The sequence below is a fragment of the Undibacterium sp. 14-3-2 genome (assembly GCF_016595265.1).
Lineage (GTDB): Bacteria > Pseudomonadota > Gammaproteobacteria > Burkholderiales > Burkholderiaceae_D > Undibacterium > Undibacterium aquatile.
Map to the genome: position 1 here is coordinate 443,523 of NZ_JAENGS010000001.1, position 21,329 is coordinate 464,851.

Below are 21,329 nucleotides of genomic sequence, written 5' to 3' on the forward strand. Positions count from 1 at the left end.
TCTGAACAGAGGGGTTATCGATGGACGAATTAGATGTTGAATATGCTGGGTTTTGGGTACGCGTAGGTGCTACCGTTATCGATACTTTGCTGCTAATGGTTATTTCATATCCAATTCTTATTTCAATATACGGTTGGGAATATCTCGGTTTTGAAAAGATTGTGGCGGGACCGGCAGATCTCTTGATCACGTGGATTTTTCCGGTTGTTGCAGCCATTTGGTTTTGGTCGCAAAAGCAAGCCACTCCGGGTAAGTCAGCATTATCTTTACGCATTTTGGACGCGGACTCCGGCAAGAGCCTCTCAATTGCTCAAAGCCTGGGACGATACTTAGCCTATTTTATTTCGATAATTCCAATGGGCCTTGGTTTGATCTGGGTCGGTTTGGACAGAAAAAAACAAGGATGGCACGATAAGCTGGCACGCACAGTTGTGGTCAGAGCAAAAAAACGTGGCCCGGAACCGGTTCGGTTTCCCAAAGCCTGATCCATCATTGCACCAGACCTGCTGTGGCTTCGGGCATCTGATGTTGAAGCGAGACGATGCCGTGTATGTTTTCTCATTTGTGCGCGTTCAGCGCTGCCGCCCGGATGCTACACTTCAGTAAGCAACACACTTACAAGGAGGCACTATGTCAGTCGAAAAGAAATACTGGTTTCCCGCAAAGCGTTATGGCTGGGGCTGGGGTATTCCCAACGTGTGGCAAGGTTGGCTGGTGTTGTTTGTCTTCCTTTTGCTGGTAGTGGCCGGTGCTGTCGTCTTGCTGCCAACGCAGGGGCAATTGATATTTAATCTCTACCTCGGAATCATCTGCGCCGCGCTGATCGCAGTTTGTCTGCTCAAAGGTGAGCCACCACGCTGGCGTTGGGGCTCGCGTTAGCGTTTGCTACTGGCGCTGCGCGGGGCAGGCAAAAGCGCGTGTCGCAGAATGCGCAACCGGCCGGTAATCAATGTTCACTATTCCGCAGACCTGCATCGCGATTGAGGCTCGCACTGCCTGCCGAACATTATCAGTGATAATCTAAAAATTCGTGGCACCTTGATCGTGTATTTTGTGGTGCGGCACACTCCTCATTTCATCAGAATTTTTTATGAAGCAATTTTTATCCGCAAGCGAATACATTGATCTTGACCATCCCACCATCCGGCAAAAAGCGCAGGAACTCGCGGCATCCGCTGGCGCGACTAACACGCATGAACTGATACGGCACATCTTTCATTTTGTGCGCGATCAGATCAAACACAGCTCCGATTACAAGCTCAACCCAGTGACTTGCAAAGCGTCTGACGTGCTGCTGCACGGCACCGGTTACTGCTACGCCAAGAGCCACTTGCTCGCTGCGCTGCTGCGCGCGAACGGCATTCCGACCGGGCTGTGCTATCAACGCTTGTCCGTCACCGGCGACGGCGCGCCGTATTGCCTGCACGGCCTCAACGCCGTTTATCTGCCGGAACATGGCTGGTACAGGATTGATGCGCGCGGCAACAAACCCGGCGTAGCAGCAGAGTTTCATCCGCCGCAGGAAGCGCTCGCATTTCCCATCCTCGCACCGCATGAACGCGATCTGCCCGAAGTCTGGAGCGAGCCTTTACCCGTCGTCGTTACCGCGCTGCGAAGCTACGATACTTACGACCAGGTGCTGGCAAATCTGCCCGATGTCGAACTGTTCGCCTGAACTACAAAAAGCGCAGGGCGCAGATAGCGTGAGCCGCGCCAACTGCGTCGTTTACCTCAAATTTTGTCTGTCGAAGGGCTAAATATACTGGGGGGAGTATTTTTAAACGCCCTTGTTTTATGCTGAGAATAAGGTGTTTTTGGCACATACTCCCTGATTTTTGCCTAAATGATTGTTTCAGAACGGTGATTTGCGTGCGGTTAGCCACACAGTAGGAAATGCAAATCCGCAGCGCCATCCAAACCCTCGCTCCCGCCATTCAAGCCTTTCCTATTTACGGTAGTTGACGCAGACCAGAACAAAGCAAACCAATCCAGCCTCAATGTAGTTACCGTTTTTCAGTGGCTAGGACATCTTACTGGCACGGCAAGCTATGCCGGACTTCATCGAGGAATTGAGGGGGATGCGCGTTCATGGCGGACATACTGTGTACTTCATCGGTATAACGAAAAAGCTGATACCAGATAAGGACATGCGACGCATTGGAACTCGTTGCTTATTTTTTATTCATCTGATATTTTGCCATTTTGCACTTTAAAACAAGTTAGCGAACAGGTTATGCCAAGCTTTGTGTGGGATCGACAGTCAGCCGAAGCGTTCTCCGAACCATATGAATACGGAGGGCAGGAACAGTTTGCGCGCGAAGCCAATGCCGTACTTGGTGAGCTAAAGGCGCACTACGCGCAATTGGATCGGGCCTTTGCTCGCGACGAAAAGACTGTTGCAAAGGCAGTGTGGATGTTGCAAGTTGACGCGCTCGGTGCTTTGACAGATGCATTGGCTCTTACCAACGATAAGCGGCATCGTTTGGTCTCGCGGCTATTCCGGGATTTCATCGAAACAATGGATGCGTCGTTCTACTTCTTCCACGGCGGAGAGAAGGCACAGGCTAATCTTGCTAAGTGGTACGAGAACGAGGTCATACCCCACCGAGTTTTTCGAGAATTCATTAAATCCCAGCACGGGAACGAACAGTTTGAGCGCCTACGATCCGCCTACAGTGACTTCAGCAAGTACACCCATCGAACCTATCGAGCATTGCTCATGAGCTACATCCTTGCTTCGGAGGATAAGCTCGCTTACGACGGCTTCCGTCGCTTAGACCTAGACTACGTGCTACCACACGTTGTCTCATTTTCGTATGCTGTCATTGCCATGCTGATAAAGCGATTTGTCGAGTTCGCTACTGCAACCGAACAGGTCTCCGAAGAGCAGGCGCAGGCACTCTGGACGAAATGCCTTGAATCGGAAACTGTTCCCCGTCGCTTTGGGTCGGGGTCTGGTCAGCTAATGCGAGGACCGCTCATTGAACTCAATGTTCGCTAACCATGCGTTCGAGGCGACCCGTGCAAAAAGCCGCGCAGGCGCCTCAACTCCACGTTATGCGATTAGGTAATATTCCCTCAGAAATCGATGTTGATACCCGGTTGCACCAAGCGGCTGAGGTTGGAGACCTTGCCGCAGCTAAGTCTCTTTTGTCGCAAGCTTGCGCGATCAATGCGATAGATATTTGCGGGCGAACGCCGTTGCACTTTGCTGCGGCAAATAATCAACTTGAGATGGTTGAGTATCTGATCAGCGTAGGTGCTGATGCCAATGGGCAAGCGGACGGTGATGGCTGGCAAGATCACGCGCCTTTGGGATATGCCGTCGGGACTTGTTCCACCGATATGATTCAACGACTACTCCAACTTGGAGCAGATCCGACATGCTCCGGCTGGATGGGGCTCACGGCGCTTGATCTTGCGAAAGATAGAATTGATGAAGAGGGTAGGATGATCTTCGAACTCTTGCAAAAGAAATGCCTGGACGAATAAGCAAACACGTAACTTGACGGTTGACGTGGAATCGCTAACAACGACCGCATTCTTTAATAATTTATCGGATCGTGGCGATCCCGCTATCTCAACGTCGAAATTCACACCCAAACGTGGCCTGCTCATCTGAACAAGAAGGGTGCTGACGCTCACTATTCAACACCCCATTTCTCACAATGACCGGACAGGTTTATTCTGGAAAACGGACGAGTTTTTTACTTTCTTTGGGCGCTTGATATTGTGCGACGTTGAGCTGCATCGCCAGCAAAGAATAATAGGCGTTGATGCCGGTTAAATCGACGACGCCTTTTTTACCAAAACGTTTTTCGGCGCGCGCGAATGTGGCGTCTGAGACGCGCTTGTTTTTATGTAGCTCGGTCGAAAAGTCATACACAATTTCTTCGTCCGCAGTCATGCCGACAGGGCGAGTGCCGTCGGCGATGGCGTTGGCGATTTCTGGTTTGATGCCCATTTTGAGCGCGATAGGATAATGCACGTACCATTCAAAATCCTGTGTCCATTCGCGCGCGGTGATTAAAATTGCCAGCTCGCTTAAGGTATTGCCAATGGCCGAGTTGTAGCGCAAATAATCGCCCATGGCTCTGGCCTGCGACATGACTTGCGGGCTGTGCATCAAGGGTTCAAACGGGCCAAACACGGGCACCTTACGCGTCGCTAAAAACTCTTCCGCAGCTTTTTGTTGTTCCGGTGTGTATTGATCGGGTGGTATGGTCGGAAGCCGGTCAGCGGCGTAAGCGGAAGTCGAAATCAAACCGGCAGCGATAGTAGAACAAAGTGTATTTTTCATGAAGTCTCCTCAGGGATGAACGTAAAATCGAATCAGATAAACAGGCTCAGACATTAGTCAAAAAGTGCTCAACTGAATGATGAGTTGAAGTCGATGTCCCATTATCCTTCAGCATCAGAATGCCTGCATAGAGATCAAAAAAACTGACACTACTACTCGCTCTCGCATTCAAGCCCCCTTTATTTTCGTTCGATGACGCAGACCAGTGCAAACCAATCCAGCCTCAATGCAGTTAGCGTTTTTCAGTGACGAGGACGTCATACTGGCACTGCAAGCTATGCCGGACTTCATTGAGGAATTGTGGGAAAAGAGCGCGCATGGCGGACATGCTGTGTACTTCATTGGTATAACGAAAAGCCTATACCAGATAAGGACTTGCGACGCATTGGAATTTGTTGCCTATTTTCTATTCATCTGATATTTTGCCATTTTGCACTTTAAAACAAGTTAGGCAACAACCAAACACGACCGAAGCGACAGCATGAATGAAATTCAAAAAGCGTTCCTATCGGAGTGTGCAGACAGGTGGTTCAAGAATCCCGCTGGAATAACAGCCTCCGATTTGGGAAGGAAATTTGGCATTTCCAATGAAGAGGCATGCAAAGAAGTTGAGCTTTTGTGCGAAGCGGGTTACGGAAAGATAAATCGTGACGCCGAGTTCACTCAACTATCTTTCGACCTGGAAAATCCTCAAGCGGGCTTTACTTCCGCCCCACTTAGGACCCACGTCTTCTTCCCATCAAAGCAAGTCCTAGCCGATGCCTTTTATGGCTCGAAGCTCCCGAGACAGAATTTGCCGGAGTACGTCGTCAGGCTTCACCTTGGTGCGCATCAGTACGGCTTAGTCTTCTTCGACGAAGAAGTACTTGCCAGATATTTTGAACACCCAGAGTTTTACGAAATTGAAGACTCTCTCGCAGGAGGATCTATCACGGCAAATTCCGACGCAGGTGAGGATCGACATCTTTACGTAAGGTACGGCAAGTGCCAGCTCAAAACAGGACGCATTGCAGTGAGCGCAGTTCACAAAGATCTTGCGCACATGGGGGCTTCAGAGCAGCGCTACTGGCATGCTCATGAAATCAGCGACCCATCAATAGATACCTCAGATGAAAACTTCCAACGGTTCCTTGATCGCACATATGAAGGAGCATGGGTTGAGTACCCTGATCCAATTCGCAATCTATTGACTGAAGTTGTTGGCGCAAACTCAGACCTGAATCCATTGTCGCTTTTCACTCGCGCAGATAACGTCCATCTTCGAATGCCTGTGGAGCAAACATATAAATCGTACTGCGACTGCGCGAGTGAACTGTACAAAGTTGTTGGGCCTGATGCGCTTTCACAATCGGCACTAAAGGCTTTGCTACAAGATCGCTTCGGGCAAACGCAAGAAGACTTCATTCATCCCGAGTCGAAGCGACCGCTAAGCAGCTTGCAGCTTCTTGGCTTGCTTGAGTCCAAGCTCGGGGTGCCTGATGCTTTTAACGGTCCGTTAAAAAACGTCGCAAAGCTTCGTATCGAAGCTGACCACAAAATCCTAGAGCCACAAGCATCGAATCGTTCGTACTCTAGTGACTTCGCAAACCTCTGCTCGGAGCTTAAGAATGGTATTGCCAAAATACGGGCGGCCTTGGCTCGCTGAAGGTTGTGGCCTTACTGGTCGGTCAAGCGGATGCCAACACTGGCCATGCCTGCGGCATTTTGCTGGCCAGTGTTGGTGCCCTGCGCTCGCTGCGCTCCTTCCGGCGCCGATTAGCTCCACGTTAGAACGCTATGGCACCTTTGTTATCCGCTTTGGTTGCAGTCCCCGGAGCAGTGTTTCTATTAGCTATGGCGTTCGTTGTTGTTTGCATCTTTCAACCAACGTCCTTTTCTATTCGAGTTGCAGTTATTTTCGTCGCGGGGGCGGCAATTGGTGGTGTCGTTGCTACGGTCGCTCTCTCGCTCTTTATCCCAGCCACGCTATTGGCCGCTTGGCAGGTAATCGCGTACTTGGCATCTCTTGCTGTTGGTGCCTTACTTAGTGGCGTATTGGCGGTCGTTTTCTGCATCAAATGCCGCATTCTGACCCTGCGATCAAGTGGGGGACCCAGGGAGACGTTATAGCGGTCATCAAATCGTGGTAGCGGAGCCAGATGGAGACGGTTTTCAGGTGTTATCAGATCGTATTTTAATGAGGTAATAAATCATGACAAAAAGTGCGGCGTATCGGCCGGTAGCGACAATCAATCTGCTATGGGTGCGTAAAGACGGAAGTGAGGTGCCGGTGGTCGGGCAGATCGGTGAGCCTTATAAACTCGATGAGTTGTCATGGGCTTGTCCGGCGGAACTAAAGGGTGTTGATCCTCAATACCCTGATATTCAGGGTGGTAGTGCAATGCAGGCGGTTTGTCTTGCTATTCGCCTGATAAAAACAAGATTGGGGCATTTGCTGGATGACGATGAGTGCATCTATGAGGTTGAAAACCTGACTGAAAAATTAGATAAGGCATATTTGGATATTGTGTTCGCGAGTTAAATGACTATTTTGTTATTGATGGGACTTACGCTAAATCACCCAGTATCGTTGTTGTTGCTTCACCTTAATAAACTTCATACCAGCATTCCAAAGTAGATATCCAACACACAGATTCGCGGTAGGGGAATGCAGGCATCCGCTCACCAAGCACTTACTCTTGACGTCTCTGTTTCCTGCCGCTTTTCACTTCACTATTTCTCTGATCCGCTCCACTGAATTTCCATCTGATATGGTTTTTCATCCGTTTCTGCCACTGTTTTTTGCTTCTGCTCCGTAGCACACTGGCACCGTCAATACCAGTGGTGATGGTTCATGGTGGGTGATGCGGTGGTGGGTGTTCTGCATCGGTTTTATCTGAACTGTCTCTTTTTATATCCACAGGATGGACGCAAAACCGCCACGGTGGTGTGATGGCTCGCGGTGATACAGCTTTTACTGATGTGCATTGCTTGGATCGCTGGCGCTGATGGTGATGTTCTGTGAATTCATGTGAGGCCATGCCTTGCCGGAACAAGTTTGCGTTATTCCTCATCCGTTGTCGTGTGCACTATGCGGTGGCGGGGATTAATTTCTGTTTTTCTATTGAGTGAAATGATGAGTCAGGCAGACGCACGCGTATCCGTAGTGAGTATTTACAGGAAGTTTGATGACATTTATGTCCGGCAGTCTAAGGGGCGGTATACCAACTGGCGCTGGTTTTTTGTCTGGCTCACGCAATGTGTGTTTTATTGTTCGCCGTGGATGAGCTGGAATGGGCGGCAGGCGGTGTTGTTTGATCTTGCTGCGCGTAAGTTTTATTTATTTGGTCTGGTGTTGTTCCCGCAGGATTTCATTTTTCTGGCGGTGCTGCTGATCATCTGCGCCTATTCCTTATTTTTGTTCACGGCGGTGACGGGGCGGGTCTGGTGCGGTTTTTCTTGTCCGCAAACGGTGTACACCGAGATTTTCATGTGGATAGAAAATAAGATCGAGGGGCCGCGCAGTGCGCGTATGCGGCTGGCGAAGCAGTCGATGAATCTGAAAAAATTCACTAAAAAATTCAGCAAGCATACGGTGTGGGGATTGATTGGTATCTGGACTGGGTTTACCTTCGTCGGTTATTTCATTCCTGTGCATTTGCTGGGTAGCGAAGTGCTGAGTTTTTCTTTGGGTCGGTGGGAAGCATTCTGGATCTTGTTTTATGGTTTCGCGACTTACGGCAATGCGGGTTTCATGCGTGAGCAGATGTGCCGTTACCTTTGTCCGTATGCGCGCTTTCAGGGTTCGATGTTTGATAAAGACACGCTGGTTGTCAGTTACGACAAAGCGCGCGGCGAGCCACGGAATGTGTTGAATAAATCTGACCCTGCGATGATCGCCAAAGGCGGTTGTATCGATTGCTCTATGTGTGTACAGGTATGTCCGACGGGTATCGATATCCGCAATGGTTTGCAGCATGATTGCATCGGTTGTGCGGCCTGTGTCGATGCCTGCGATAGTGTGATGGATAAGATAGGCTCACCCCGCGGCTTGATTCGTTTCACAACAGAAAATGCAGTGCAGAACGGGCTGTCAACGAAGCAGATCATGCGCAATATTCTGCGTCCACGGGTGCTTATTTATAGTCTGATTCTGATGTCGATGGTAGGCGCATTTGCTTATACGCTGACGACGCATGTGCCGTTAAAAATGAATGTGATCCGTGATCGCGGTAATATGGGGCGGATAGTGAATGAAGGCGCGGTAGAAAATGTGTATCGCTTGCATATCATGAATTCGGATGAGCAGGTGCATCGTTATCAGATTCGTGTCAGCGGCATTCCGAATATCATGCTGGAAACGGCCAATGAAGTGACGCTGAGCCCGACAGAATCCAGAATCGTACCGGTGACAGTGCGGGTGCCGGGCGGTGACGGTGTGCAAGGTGCTAATCCTATTCATATCGAATTGCAGGCGCTGGATAATGAGCAGGTGAAAATTTCTGAAAAAGCGACGTTCTTCGTTCCACGGTAGTGGCCAGGTCGCCGGGGCGATGTGCTGTCCAACGCAGAAAAGCGTTGGACAGCACCGCTGATGATCAGGCATGACTGTTTTGAAACATGGCTGCGCAGATAGAAAAAATATGAAATTGTATGAGACGCTGGCGGAAGATATCGCCCAATCCATCCGCACCGGAGTCATGAAACTCGGGGACAAATTGCCATCGGTGCGCGAGACCAGCGTCAGTCGCAGCGTCAGCCCATCTACTGTTTTTGAAGCCTACTATTTGTTGGAAGCACGTGGTCTGATACGGTCCAAAGAGCGCAGTGGCTATTACGTGATTGCGGGCGCAAAAAAGCTGCCTCCGGAACCGGAGCGCGTTTCCAGCCCGGCCAGCAGTTCGACCGAAGTGGATGTCAGTCGGCTGGTATTTGATATTCTGGAAGCGTCCAAAATGCGCGATGTTGCGCCTTTGGGTTCGGCGTTTCCTAGCCCCTTATTGTTTCCGTTTGATAAGCTCGCCAGTTCAATGAATGCCAGCATGCGGGTGATGGACCCGTGGAGCACGGTCGATGATCTGACGCCCGGCAGCATTCATCTGCGGCGGCAAATCGCCTTGCGTTATCTGGTCAGCGGTATGCATGTGCACACCGACGACATCATCATCACCAGCGGCGCATTGGATGCGCTGAATTTATGTCTGCTGGCCGTGACCAGACCGGGCGATGCGGTGATTATTGAGTCCCCCAGTTTTTACGGTGCCTTGCAGGCACTCGAACGTCTGGGCTTGAGAGCAATTGAAGTACCGACGCATCCGCGTGAAGGCGTTGATCTGAATGCGCTGGCGCAGGCGATAGAACAGCATCAGCCGAAAGCATGCTGGCTGATGACGAATTTCCAGAATCCTCTTGGCAGCCAGATGTCGGATGAAAAAAAGCGCGCGCTGGTGGAACTGATCACCCGCTACGAATTACCGCTGATTGAAGACGATGTGTATGCCGAGTTGTATTTCGGCGAGCGCCGCCCGTTGCCGGCAAAAGCCTTTGATAGCAAAGGGCTGGTCATGCATTGTTCGTCGTTTTCCAAATCGCTGGCACCGGGCTTTCGTGTCGGTTGGGCGATGCCGGGGCGTTACACCAGCGCGGTTGCCAGACATAAACTGACCACGACCTTATCGGCGTCTGTTCCGGCGCAAGAGGCGTTGGCGGATTATCTGGCGAAGGGGCAGTTTGATCGCCATTTGCGGCAGTTGCGGCATGTTTTATCGGTGCAGCAAAGCGCGGTGATTGAGGCGATAGCCCGTTATTTTCCGGCAGAGACCAAAGCGACGCGGCCGGGTGGCGGCTATTTTTCGTGGGTAGAATTGCCCGCGCATGTGGATGCATTAGAGGTACATCGGCGGGCATTATCATTGGGTATCAGTGTTGCGCCGGGACCGATGTTTTCAGCGCAACGGCATTTCAAAAACTGTTTGCGTATCAATTATGGTCATCGCTTTGATGCACGTATGGATGCGGCCTTGCAGACATTAGGAAAATTGGTGATCAGCCTGATGTGATTGTCGTGGCTGGTGCGGTGATGAATGGTGAACGCAAGATCAGGGAAAATTCGACGCAAATTTCGCACAAGATAAGCGAACGTTAGCGCTCAAACTTCAATAGAATACAGTGGCTGTATTTTCTGGTTATGCGAGTAAAGGCGTATCGGATAACCGACTGATCAATCATCATCACACTTAATTTTCTTCCATGAAGCTGTATACCTATTTCCGCAGCTCGGCTGCTTATCGTGTCCGCATTGCGCTGAATCTGAAACAACTGCCTTATGACGCCGTGGCTGTGCATTTGCTGCGCGATGGTGGTCAACAGAAACAGGCAGATTACAAACAGAAAAGCCCCTTAGGTATCGTCCCTGCGCTGGAGACCGAACACGCGGTGCTCACGCAGTCGCTGGCGATCATCGAATGGCTGGATGAAACTTATCCGCAAATCGCTTTGTTGCCCGACGATGCCGACGGGCGCGCCCGCGTCAGAGCGATTGCGCAGACGATCGCCTGTGATATCCACCCTCTGAATAATTTGCGGGTGCTCGCTTATCTGACAAAAAATATCGGCATCACAGAAGAGCAGAAAAACGACTGGTACCGGCATTGGGTGAATGAAGGGCTGGCAGCGGTCGAGCAATTGCTGGCCAATGACCCGCACACCGGCATTTTTTGCCACGGCGATACACCGGGATTGGCGGATTGCTGCCTGATTCCGCAAGTATTCAATGCGCGCCGTTTCCAATGCCCGCTGGACGATTTACCCGTGATCAGCCGCATCGTTGCTGCGTGTGAATCGCTGGAAGCATTTCAACTGGCGGCACCAGCACAGCAATTTGATGCGGAATAGTTGGCAGGTCCTCGCTCAGGGCTAGAAAAGGCGCTGGCTGGCAACGCTTGCAGCGCTTTATGGTAATATATGAATTGTTTATGTTTCATATATAATAAAAGCCATGGGCATCGTAAAAATTTCCGAACAAATGCATGAGAATCTGCGTGTTGCCAGCAATGCGCTCTCTCGTTCTATCAACGCGCAGGCCGAGCACTGGATGCGTATCGGCATGTTGGCCGAAATTTACCCTGATCTGGATCACCGCGATATCTGTCAGTTGCTGATTCGTGCCGAACAGGCAGGTGGCTTTGATCTGGAGACTTTGTCTTCTATCCGCACAGCCGGGCCGGGCACTGGCGTCGTGGCCGGAGGTGTGCAATGAGAGGCGCTAAAGTCAAAATCAATACGCCGGACGAAATCGCCATGTCACGCGCCGCCGGCAAATTGGCGGCAGCGGTGCTGGATATGATTACGCCGCATGTCAAACCGGGCGTCAGTACCGAAGAATTGGATAAGCTGTGCCATGATTACATCGTGGATGAACTCAAGGCGATTCCTGCCAATATCGGCTATCACGGTTTCCCAAAAACGATTTGTGCTTCGGTGAATCATGTGGTTTGTCATGGTATTCCGTCGCCGGCAAAAATTCTGAAAAAAGGCGACATCGTTAACATCGACGTGGCTGTGATTAAAGACGGCTGGTTCGGTGATACCAGCCGTATGTATTTTGCCGGAGAGCCCAGCCCACAGGCGCGCCGACTGGTGAATACGACCTATGAGGCAATGCGGGCGGGCATCATGCAGGTGCGCCCGGGTGCGACACTGGGCGATGTAGGCCATGCTATCCAGAGCATTGCGCATCGCGATGGTTTCAGCGTGGTGCGGGAATACTGCGGTCACGGTATTGGCAAAATTTATCATGATGAGCCGCAGGTACTGCATTACGGCAAACGTGGTGAAGGTTTGCGCCTCGAAGAAGGCATGATTTTCACGATAGAACCGATGATCAATGCCGGCAAGCGTGGCGTCAAAGAACTGCAGGACGGCTGGACTGTCGTCACGCAGGATCATTCCTTGTCGGCACAATGGGAGCACATGGTAGTCGTGACTGCCGACGGTTTTGAAGTGCTGACGCCATGGCCAGACGGCACTGGCTCTTACGAAGCGATTGCCTGATCTACATCAGATGAACCCCGTGCGTCACTAACGACGACACGGGGCTTCTTTGCGATGTTAATGCGGTGAAAGTGAATCTGATTGCGATTCCCCCGGCCGACTCAGCCGGTACACCACCTGATGGACTGCGCCATCGTCGATCAGTGCGATACGCAGATCCTCAGATGGCTGCGCATCAAGCGACATGCCCGCGCTGGCATTGGGTTCCTGGCTGACGCGTATGCTGATGTGATACATGCTGAGTCCAAACTGATAGTGAATCTCAAAACCGTCCCAGCTGGCTGGAATGCATGGGCTTATGGTCAGGAAATGACCATGTCGTTGCAGTCCCAGCAGTGACTCCACGATCAGGGTATACATCCATCCGGCAGAGCCTGTATACCAGGTCCAGCCACCGCGACCTGTATGTGGTGCCACACCATAGACGTCGGCAGCGATGACGTAAGGTTCCACCTTGTATCGTGCGATACCGGTGGGGGTATCTGCATGGCGCAGCGGGTTCACGATATCGAATGCTTCCCAGGCTTTTGCGGTGTCGCCCATTTTTGCAAATGCCATTGCTGCCCAGATCGCTGCATGCGTATATTGACCGCCATTTTCCCTGACGCCGGGAACATAGCCGCTGATATAGCCCGGATTTTTCCCCGCCTGATTGAATGGCGGATCCAGCAAGAGTATCAGGCCATCGTCTTTCTGCACCAGACGTTCATGCAGCGATTGCATTGCCTGCTGGCGATGTTCTTGCGTTCCGCCGCCGGATAATACGGACCAGCTTTGTGAAATCGAATCGATCTGACATTCGATATTTTCATGCGAACCCAAGGGCGTGCCGTCATCAAAATAAGCACGGCGATACCAGGCGCCATCCCACGCCTGCAGATCAATGTTGCGCGCTAATGTGATGGCCTGTGTTTTGCATTGTTCAGCAAAAACAGCATCTTCCCTGAGCTGGGCGATATCAGCAAACTCGTTTAACACCTGATGCAGGAAAAAGCCCAGCCATACGCTTTCGCCTTTACCCTGAGCGCCTACTTTATCCATGCCGTCGTTCCAGTCGCAGGAACCCATTAACGGTAAGTCATGCGTACCAAAGCGCATGCCGTGCCGGATTGCTCTGACACAGTGATCATAAATGCTGGCGGAATGTAAGGAGCGGGCAGGCAGATCGTAATATGAATCTTCTTCAGGATTGACGGCGCGGCCTTCAATATAGGCGACCTGCACATCCAGTATTCCGCTGTCGCCGCTATTGTGGACATAACGTGCGACGGCAAATGGCAGCCATAAATAATCATCGGAACAATGGGTACGCACACCTCTTTGTGTCGGCGGGTGCCACCAGTGCATGACATCGCCTTCAATGAATTGGTGCGCAGCCGACAATAAAATCTGATCGCGCGCCAGTTGATGTGCAGTATGTGCGAGCGCCATCGTATCTTGCAATTGATCGCGGAAGCCAAACGCGCCACCGGACTGATAAAAACCGCTGCGTGCCCACAAGCGGCAAGCGATGGTCTGATACAGCAACCAGCCATTCGCCAGAATATTCAGCGTTTTGTCCGGCGTCGTCACTTGCACCATATTGAGTGTGTCGGCCCAGTGCTGATGAACACGGATCAGCGCTTCATCTGCCGCATGGCTGCCGCGCAACTGGGTAATCAGTTGTTGCGCCGTTTGTTGTTTCTGATCGGCCAGGCCTAAGGTGAAGACGATATTGCGTGTTTGCCCCGGTGCTAACTCAAAAGCGATCTGTATCGCCGCACATGGGTCGAAACCAGCACCGGTCTTGCCTGACAGACGCGTCCTGTTCATTGCTTGCGGACGCTGCAAATTGCCGTTGCGGCCAATAAATTCATGACGATCACCGGTGACCGTAAACGTGCTGGCATCGGTACAGAAAAATGCGGTGCGTCCGGTAAATTCTGTGTTGTAGGCGTTGTGAGCACAGATACCTCCGCTGGCAGTGTCAATGCTCGTGACGATGTGCATACCAGTCTTGGCTCGAAGATCACCCAAGACCCATTCCACATAACCGGTGGCGCTGAGTTTACGTGGATGATCCGACTGATTGCTGATTCTTAATACCGAGTATTTGACTGGCGAGTCTATTGCGACATAGACGGTCAGTTCTGAACTGATGTCATCTTCGGTGTGACTGAATGTGCTGTATCCGAAACCGTGGCGGGTGACATAATCGCCGCTGCCCCGGCATGGCAGCGCAGCTGGCGACCAGAATTTGCCGCTGTCTTCATCGCGAATATAGAAACATTCCCCACTGTTATCGGTGACTGGGTCATTACTCCACGGCGTCAGTCTGAATTCATGGGCATTTTCGCCCCAGGTATAAGATTGACCACTTTCCGAGATCACGCTGCCAAACGTGGGGTTGGCTAACACATTGACCCACGGTGCCGGTGTCCGTTGATTGTTGTCCGTAGTGATGATGTATTCCCTGCCATCAGCGGAGAAGCCTCCCAGACCGTTGTCTGATTGCAGATGTCTGGCGACGGGCGTTGGCAGTGAATTCGCTAACGAACGTAGTCGTGATCTGACGGGGATCAGCGCTGGTATACGTATCTCCAGCAAATCGCGGCGGTTCAGTTGGTCGGACAGCGTTCCGCGCTGATCACTTAAGACGACACAGGCGACCGATTGAAAGAGGATTCTGTCTTCGGTGGAAATCTGATCCAGCAGACGGACAAAGATGCCGCCGGGACGTTCAACCGAATCCAGACCTGTGACGGATGAAATCAGGCCGGTGATCTGCTCTTGTAACGCTTGTCTGTAATTTGCATGATCTTCATTCCAGATCACCAGATCAACGGCGAGCCCGCGTGAGCGCCAATAAGCATGCGCCTGTATCAGTTGCCGGGCGAGGTCGATATGATCCTGACGACTGATGTGCAGCAAGACGATAGGCAGGTCGCCGGAAATAGCATAACTCCACAAGCCGGACTGACCTCGGGCATTCTGTCGCAGGATGTCCTGATTGGCCCGTAACAATGAGTTCACATAAATAACAGAGTTCGCCAGGATGGCGTAAAGCTGCGCATCTTTTTCACTGATGTTTAACTGTCGCAAGACCACCTGGCTATGTGTCCATGACAGATCGACGACGCGTTCTGCGAGATGCCTGTCCTGATATTTTTCTATCAGTCGCAAGCAGGATTCACGCGTTGTGGCGATACCCGTCACCATATCGAGCGTGGCAGTTTGCTCAGGCTCCAGCGTGATTTGAAAGCGGATGGCGACAACCGGATCCAGCACCGAGCCTTCTGTGTCCGACAATGCACCTAGGTTTTGCATCGCTGCCGGATGAACAAGGTCATTTCCACGACCGATGAAGCGCATGCGGTCTGTCTCGTAGGATATCGCATCAGCATTCGCGCCATGCAGTGCCATCAGATGAAACATGAGCGGAACTTGTTCGGATTCAGAACGGGGTCGCCGTTTACATAAAATGGCGTACTGATCGCGCAGTATTTCCGTTTCCACAAATAGCTTGCTCAGCGCCGGGTGCATGTTATCGGCGGCGGCGGGTGCTAGCACAACTTCTGCATAGCTGGTGAATTCTATCGTCCGGCGATAACGTGAACGGTTGACCATGCGTGTACGACGTAATTCAATGTCATCTTCCGGTGACACCACTATTTCAGTATGAAGGTCGATGTTGTTATCGGAGCGACGACATTCGGCGCGGCCTTCTGAAAAAATAACTTCATAGTTTTTCGGTGCGACCAGTGTAGGCTGGTATGTCGTAGACCAGTAGCGATGACTTTCTATATCTCTGACATAACAAAAAGTGCCGCTGCTGTCTTTCGTGCCATCCTGCGCCCAGCGGGTAACGGCGAGATCGCCCCAGCGGCTGTAACTCCCGCCCGCATTCGTTACCATCACGTGATAGCGACCATTGGATAAGAGCTGTACTTCCGGTATGCGTGAGTTGGGCTCGGATAATATGCGTAACGGTATTTCCTCGCTGAGCTTACTGCTGCGCAGATCGGCAAGCTCGGCGGTATTAGCGTAATGCGCAGTTGCCAATGGCACACGTTCATGCAGTAAAGGGATGGTCGCCTGTAATACCGGGTCAGATTCAAAGCGTTTTTGCAGTGGACGATCCAGCAATAAATACGCTAAGGATAAAAATCCCATTCCCTGATGATGCGCCATGTATGAGCTGATGACGGTGTGACTCTGACCGCGCAGAACACGAGACGAGGTATAGTCTATCGCTTCAAAAAAGCCAAAGTCACCTTCAAAACCTTGCGCTGACAGCCGTTCGAGATTGTCGCAAGCTTGTTCGGGTTCTATCATCAATGCCATCATCGAGGCATAAGGTGCAATCACGAGATCATCACCCAGCCCGCGTTTAAAGCCTAATCCCGGTATGCCGAAGGCGCGATACTGATAATTTAAATTGGCATCAAAAGCATTGTAGCCAGACTCGGATATACCCCACGGTACGCTGCGCTGCTGACCATACTGAATTTGTCGTTCGACAGCAGCATGATAGGTTTCCTCCAATATCGTATTTTGATACGTAGGCATGATCAGGAGCGGCATTAAATACTCAAACATCGATCCGCTCCAGGACATGAGTATAGGTTTGCCGCCCGCAAGCGTTAACTGGCGACCCAGTGCGAACCAGCTTTCCTGCGGTATTTGTCCCTGAGCAATCGCGATGAAGCTGGCCAGGCGCGCTTCTGATGCCAGCAAATCGTAATAACTGAGATCGCGTCTGTGATCGCTGACGTTGTAGCCGATGGCCAGCAAGTGGGTTGTGCTGTCATACAGAAATGCGTAATCTGCTTCAGAAAATCTGAGTGCCTGCTGCACTAATTTTTCAATCTGGACGAGGCGGGAAGTCGCTTGTAAATTGGCTTCACTGATTGCGGAAAACAGCGCAGCATCATTAGCTTCTTGCTGAGCACATTGATCAACTGACAGATTCTGTTCTTTACTTGCATAGCCTTGCAGACGCAATTGTGCCAGGTCACGCAAGCTTGGCACGATATCCAGTTGCGGGTAGATCGCTATGTAATCCGTGACTGCCGGTGACGCCAGCCATGGCGCCAGCATCTCTATTTCAGCGAGCTGCTGCTGACATTGCAATACAAAGGCAAGTGCCCAGCGATCCATGACTGCTTCAGGCATTTGTTCCATACGATTGAGCAAGTGTCCGCCGCCGAGGGCTAATTTTTTCAGATGCTGATGAATGCGACTGAATGAGTGTGGCATCTGAGCGCACAGCATCTGAAGTTCACGCAGCATATCCCGCTGGTCTTCTGTCGTTTTTTCCTTAGCGCTGAGCTGGATCAGCAGATAGGTATCGAGCAGACCTTGAAACAGACGGGGATGAACTATTGCGCAGTCTGTCATTTCAAGCAGGCCAGGCCTGAGCGTCAGCAGATGCCCTGAGAAATTGCCGCTATCGACAGTCGATACATACATTGGCAGCATAGGTTCCAATGTACGGGTGTCATACCAGTTATAAAAATGCCCCAGATGGCGTTGCATTTTCTCCAGGCTGGCAAAGGTATTTCTGGTGCGGGTCAGCATATCGCCGCCAGTCAGATAGCCGAAATCATAGGCGATCAGATTGGCGAGCAACGACAGCCCGATGTTTGTTGGTGACGTTCTGTGCGCTGTGACTGCGACTGGTTGCAGTTGTACATTATCAGGCGGCAGCCAGTTATCTTCCGCGGTGACGTAGCGGTCAAAAAATGACCAGGTTTTACGTGACAGTAGTCTCAGATAAGTATTTTGTGCCGGTAACAGTTGTTTGGCTTGCCTGATCGTTGGCTGACTGATCCAGTACGCCAGAAACGGCGAAAAAAACCAACACAGAATTAGCGGTAATGCGGCAGGCAAGGCATTTTTGTGTGTATAGCTGAAGCTTGCCAGCAGTATGGTTGCCAGTACTGGCCCTATCCACATCAGACGCAGATGGCTGAACAGGGTGTTGTCCTGATTTTTTTTGCCGATGATCGAGGGACTCCATTCAAGCAGGCGACGGTGTGAGAAGTTGATACGCCACAAGGTACGAAGAATGGCATCCATGTTGACCATTGCCTCATAAGGCAGAAAACAGAACGTCAGCAATCCTTGCGCCAGATGGCGGCGGACATCGGCCAGACTGGCCTTGATGTGCTGTATAAAAAGCACATCTTTCGGCTTACGCAACAAAGTCAGGCAGAGAGAAAGCAGCGGTGGCAGAAGAATCAGAGCGAATACCGTATTGCTCCAAAACCAGGGTGTCGGGAGAAAACTCCAGCCTGCTAAAAGAAAAAGTAACGTTGCTGACGGGACGATACTGCGCCGTAAATTATCAAGCAGTTTCCAGCGTGATAATGCTGAAAGAGAATTGGGCAGCACCGAACCTTGTTTGTTTCTATCTTCATTCAGATGCGGTACTTTGGGGAATATCCATGCGGCTATCTGCCAGTCGCCCCGTACCCAGCGGTGATGCCTGCGCATATCGGTCAGATAGGAGGATGGATATTGCTCGTAGAGTTGCACATCACTCAGCAGGCCTGAGCGGATATAACATCCCTCAATCAGATCATGGCTCAGTATGCGGTTTTCCGGAAGACATTGATGGAGTGCCGTTTCAAACATATCGACATCGTAAATACCTTTCCCAACGAAAGAACCTTCACCAAAAATATCCTGATAGACATCCGATACGGTTCGGGTATAAGGATCGATGCCAGTATCGCCACCGACTAATAATTCGTATCGGGATGCATCTGATGAGGGAATGTTGACAGCAATGCGTGGCTGTAAAATGCCATATCCCATGGTGACGCGTTTTTTAACTTCGTCATAAAAAGGACGATTCAGCGGATGCGCCATGGTTGATATCATTAATGATGCAGCATCCCGCGGCAACACAGTATCTGTATCCAGAGTGATCACATAGCGGATCTGATCAAAGCCGCTGGTGTCACCGACCACAACAGAGAATGTGTTTTGTTCTCCGCCTCGCAAGAAATGATTGAGGCTGCTCAGTTTTCCGCGCTTGCGTTCATACGACATCCAGACCTGTTCTTGCGGATTCCATAAGCGAGGACGATGCAGCAAAATAAAATAATCGCCTGCATCGCGTGGATATTTATGATTCAGTGCGACAATTTTTTCTTTCATAGCGTGCAGTAATTCGCTATCGGAATAAAGTATTTCCGTTGCGGCATCGGCAAAATCGGTGAGCAGGCAAAAACGTATATGTTCATTGCGATTTGCCAGAAATCGTATTTCTATCGCCTCTGTCAGCGATTCAACGTCAGTGTCGTCGATCAGAATGGTCGGTACTACGACCAGGGTGCTGAATTCTTTTGGAATTCCGTGTAAAAAATCCATACGAGGCAAGTGATGCGGCGCGGCGATATTGGTCACCAGCCAGTTAAGCAAGACGACGGCAAACTGGCTGCTCATCAATAAAGCGCAGATCAGGAACAAGGCGAGAAAATAGGGGGGAGCCTGATCTGCCACTGCAGGACTGATCAATATACCGGTCACTCCCAATGTAAGGAGAAAAATACCCTCGGTGTAATGTCTGAATCTGGATTTCGCGAGTATACGTTTGGCTTTTTGTTTCAAAGAAAACTGTGTTTCAGTTGCGTCTTCCAGCGTAGCGAGTCCTTCTGCTAAAAGGTAGTAACCGACATGCGTACGCCTGGCGTCATGCCCTGTTTCTGCAGTTGATTGTGTCGCCAGATGAATTGCCATTTCCGCGACTTCTGTTTCAGTGAGGCGGCTGCTTTTGGCGATTCTCTCTATGGTGTGGCGGTATTTGTCACGCGTGGTGAAATTCATTTCCGGGTAAATCAGCGCCGGATCCAGGCGTAGTATTTTCTCGACCGCACTCATGTCCTCAACAAAGGTACGCCAGTTCATCGATGTTAAAAATCGCAGGCTACCGATACTGTTGCTGATGGATATCTGATCCGAGGCTTGCTTTTGTGATTCTTGTTGCACCAGATTTTCTATGGTCTGGCCGTTTTCTGCCAGGCGTTGCGATAACCAGTTGAGAGGGAGTGTCAGGGTCGGTGCCTGGCCGCGCAGACGGCGCACAAATTCAGCGACAAAGGCGCTGTCCAGCGGTGGGTGTGAGCGTGACATATCCGCGACCAGCAATATCAGATTACTGGGTTCGAGATCGGCAGTCTCTACCATTTCGTCGGCCCACAATATTGCCAACTTGCGATTATTCTGAGTGATGCTCAGACGTGTGGCGATACGCCGCAGGTTTTCTATCAACGCCAACCGCAGCATGATGGGGACGGCCCATAGCTCACCCAGCTTCAGGGTAGACACGGATTGGTAGGCGCTGATAAAACGACGTAAATTTTCAGGGTCAACCCTGCCGTCACCATGCGAAATCGTCTCCAGCGCAATATCGTAAACCCGGGGTCTGCCAGCGGTATCACCATGCAGCAAACGCGGCAATTCTTTACTGTAATTTTTCGGCAAATGCCGTTTTGCTGTCTGTATCTGCTCTTCGATCAGATAGGTGTTATCCAGTAACCAGACAGCGGCAGGTGTCGCCTGATGACCGGATTTGATGGCTTCTGTCAGCGTGTGACATGTATTGATGATGATGACTTCGTTTTCTGCAAGACGGGACAGCAACTGATCCTGACCAAATACGCTGCTGAGCTGATGCCTGCCAGCCAGGTTGCGGCCATGTTGCTCCATCTGCGTTGCACTGAATAATTCCGCCCGCAATAGTGGCTCACTGATAAGAGGCGATATCTGCGAGCGTAGCCGCAGGAATTGACCAAACGAGATCATTCGCAGGAGATGAAACCCGCTGTGCAGTATTTCTTTGATCGTTTTCAAATTTCACATTCTTTCTGAGCTACAGACCGTGAATTGAAAAGCAGGGGAGCATTGGCTGCGTGCCGGTTTTCAAGCGATATTTTCCGGCACTCGCATCAGAAATGATGGCGTCGCAGGGTCTGTGGCTGGAATGCTATTCCGCATGGCCTTATTTTTC

The 21,329-nt window shown here is 51.0% G+C and carries 14 protein-coding genes; 12 read left to right on the top strand and 2 right to left on the bottom strand.

Annotation, left to right across the window (positions count from 1 at the left end; translation table 11 throughout):
* Window positions 1-20: 20 nt before the first annotated feature.
* The 5 genes from Undi14_RS01980 (at window position 21) to Undi14_RS02000 (ending at window position 3,492) form a co-directional block, all read left to right on the top strand.
* A complete protein-coding gene (locus tag Undi14_RS01980) occupies window positions 21-485 on the top strand; it encodes an RDD family protein (protein ID WP_200177734.1) in 465 nt (154 codons plus the stop codon).
* A gap of 145 nt (window positions 486-630) precedes the next feature.
* Window positions 631-879 carry a hypothetical protein gene (locus tag Undi14_RS01985; RefSeq protein WP_200177735.1) on the top strand — a complete coding sequence of 83 codons (249 nt, stop codon included), beginning with the start codon at window positions 631-633 and terminating at the stop codon, window positions 877-879.
* 211 nt (window positions 880-1,090) lie between these two features.
* Entirely contained in the window at window positions 1,091-1,675 is a 585-nt protein-coding gene (locus tag Undi14_RS01990) for a transglutaminase family protein (RefSeq protein WP_200177736.1), read from the top strand.
* Window positions 1,676-2,167: 492 nt separating this feature from the next.
* Complete coding sequence (locus tag Undi14_RS01995; protein ID WP_200177737.1) at window positions 2,168-3,001, top strand: hypothetical protein; 834 nt, start codon at window positions 2,168-2,170, stop codon at window positions 2,999-3,001.
* Window positions 3,002-3,021: 20 nt separating this feature from the next.
* Window positions 3,022-3,492, top strand: coding sequence for an ankyrin repeat domain-containing protein (locus Undi14_RS02000; RefSeq protein WP_200177738.1), 471 nt, complete (start codon window positions 3,022-3,024; stop codon window positions 3,490-3,492).
* Between the two features lie 190 nt (window positions 3,493-3,682).
* Here Undi14_RS02000 and Undi14_RS02005 read toward each other — a convergent pair whose 3' ends face one another.
* Entirely contained in the window at window positions 3,683-4,300 is a 618-nt protein-coding gene (locus tag Undi14_RS02005; protein ID WP_200177739.1) for a carboxymuconolactone decarboxylase family protein, read from the bottom strand.
* Between the two features lie 481 nt (window positions 4,301-4,781).
* Between Undi14_RS02005 and Undi14_RS02010 the strand changes: the two genes are divergently transcribed.
* The 7 genes from Undi14_RS02010 (at window position 4,782) to map (ending at window position 12,331) form a co-directional block, all read left to right on the top strand.
* Window positions 4,782-5,945: a hypothetical protein gene (locus Undi14_RS02010; protein ID WP_200177740.1), complete on the top strand. Its 1,164-nt coding sequence runs from the start codon at window positions 4,782-4,784 to the stop codon at window positions 5,943-5,945.
* Window positions 5,946-6,491: 546 nt separating this feature from the next.
* Complete coding sequence (locus Undi14_RS02015; protein WP_200177741.1) at window positions 6,492-6,821, top strand: hypothetical protein; 330 nt, start codon at window positions 6,492-6,494, stop codon at window positions 6,819-6,821.
* Window positions 6,822-7,412: 591 nt separating this feature from the next.
* Window positions 7,413-8,813 (top strand): cytochrome c oxidase accessory protein CcoG, encoded by a 1,401-nt coding sequence (gene ccoG, locus Undi14_RS02020; RefSeq protein WP_370589861.1) that lies wholly within the window; start codon window positions 7,413-7,415, stop codon window positions 8,811-8,813.
* A 109-nt stretch (window positions 8,814-8,922) separates the two neighbouring features.
* The gene (locus Undi14_RS02025) at window positions 8,923-10,338 is read left to right on the top strand and encodes a PLP-dependent aminotransferase family protein (RefSeq protein ID WP_200177742.1); all 1,416 of its coding nucleotides are present in this window, start codon (window positions 8,923-8,925) and stop codon (window positions 10,336-10,338) included.
* Window positions 10,339-10,528: 190 nt separating this feature from the next.
* Window positions 10,529-11,173: a maleylacetoacetate isomerase gene (gene maiA, locus Undi14_RS02030; RefSeq protein ID WP_200177743.1), complete on the top strand. Its 645-nt coding sequence runs from the start codon at window positions 10,529-10,531 to the stop codon at window positions 11,171-11,173.
* A 103-nt stretch (window positions 11,174-11,276) separates the two neighbouring features.
* Window positions 11,277-11,537 (top strand): ParD-like family protein, encoded by a 261-nt coding sequence (locus Undi14_RS02035; RefSeq protein WP_200177744.1) that lies wholly within the window; start codon window positions 11,277-11,279, stop codon window positions 11,535-11,537.
* Entirely contained in the window at window positions 11,534-12,331 is a 798-nt protein-coding gene (map, locus tag Undi14_RS02040; protein ID WP_200177745.1) for a type I methionyl aminopeptidase, read from the top strand. Before Undi14_RS02035 ends, map begins: the two co-directional genes overlap by 4 nt.
* A 57-nt stretch (window positions 12,332-12,388) precedes the next feature.
* Here map and Undi14_RS02045 read toward each other — a convergent pair whose 3' ends face one another.
* Window positions 12,389-21,172 carry a glycoside hydrolase family 94 protein gene (locus Undi14_RS02045; RefSeq protein WP_234030362.1) on the bottom strand — a complete coding sequence of 2,928 codons (8,784 nt, stop codon included), beginning with the start codon at window positions 21,170-21,172 and terminating at the stop codon, window positions 12,389-12,391.
* Between the last annotated feature and the right edge of the window lie 157 nt (window positions 21,173-21,329).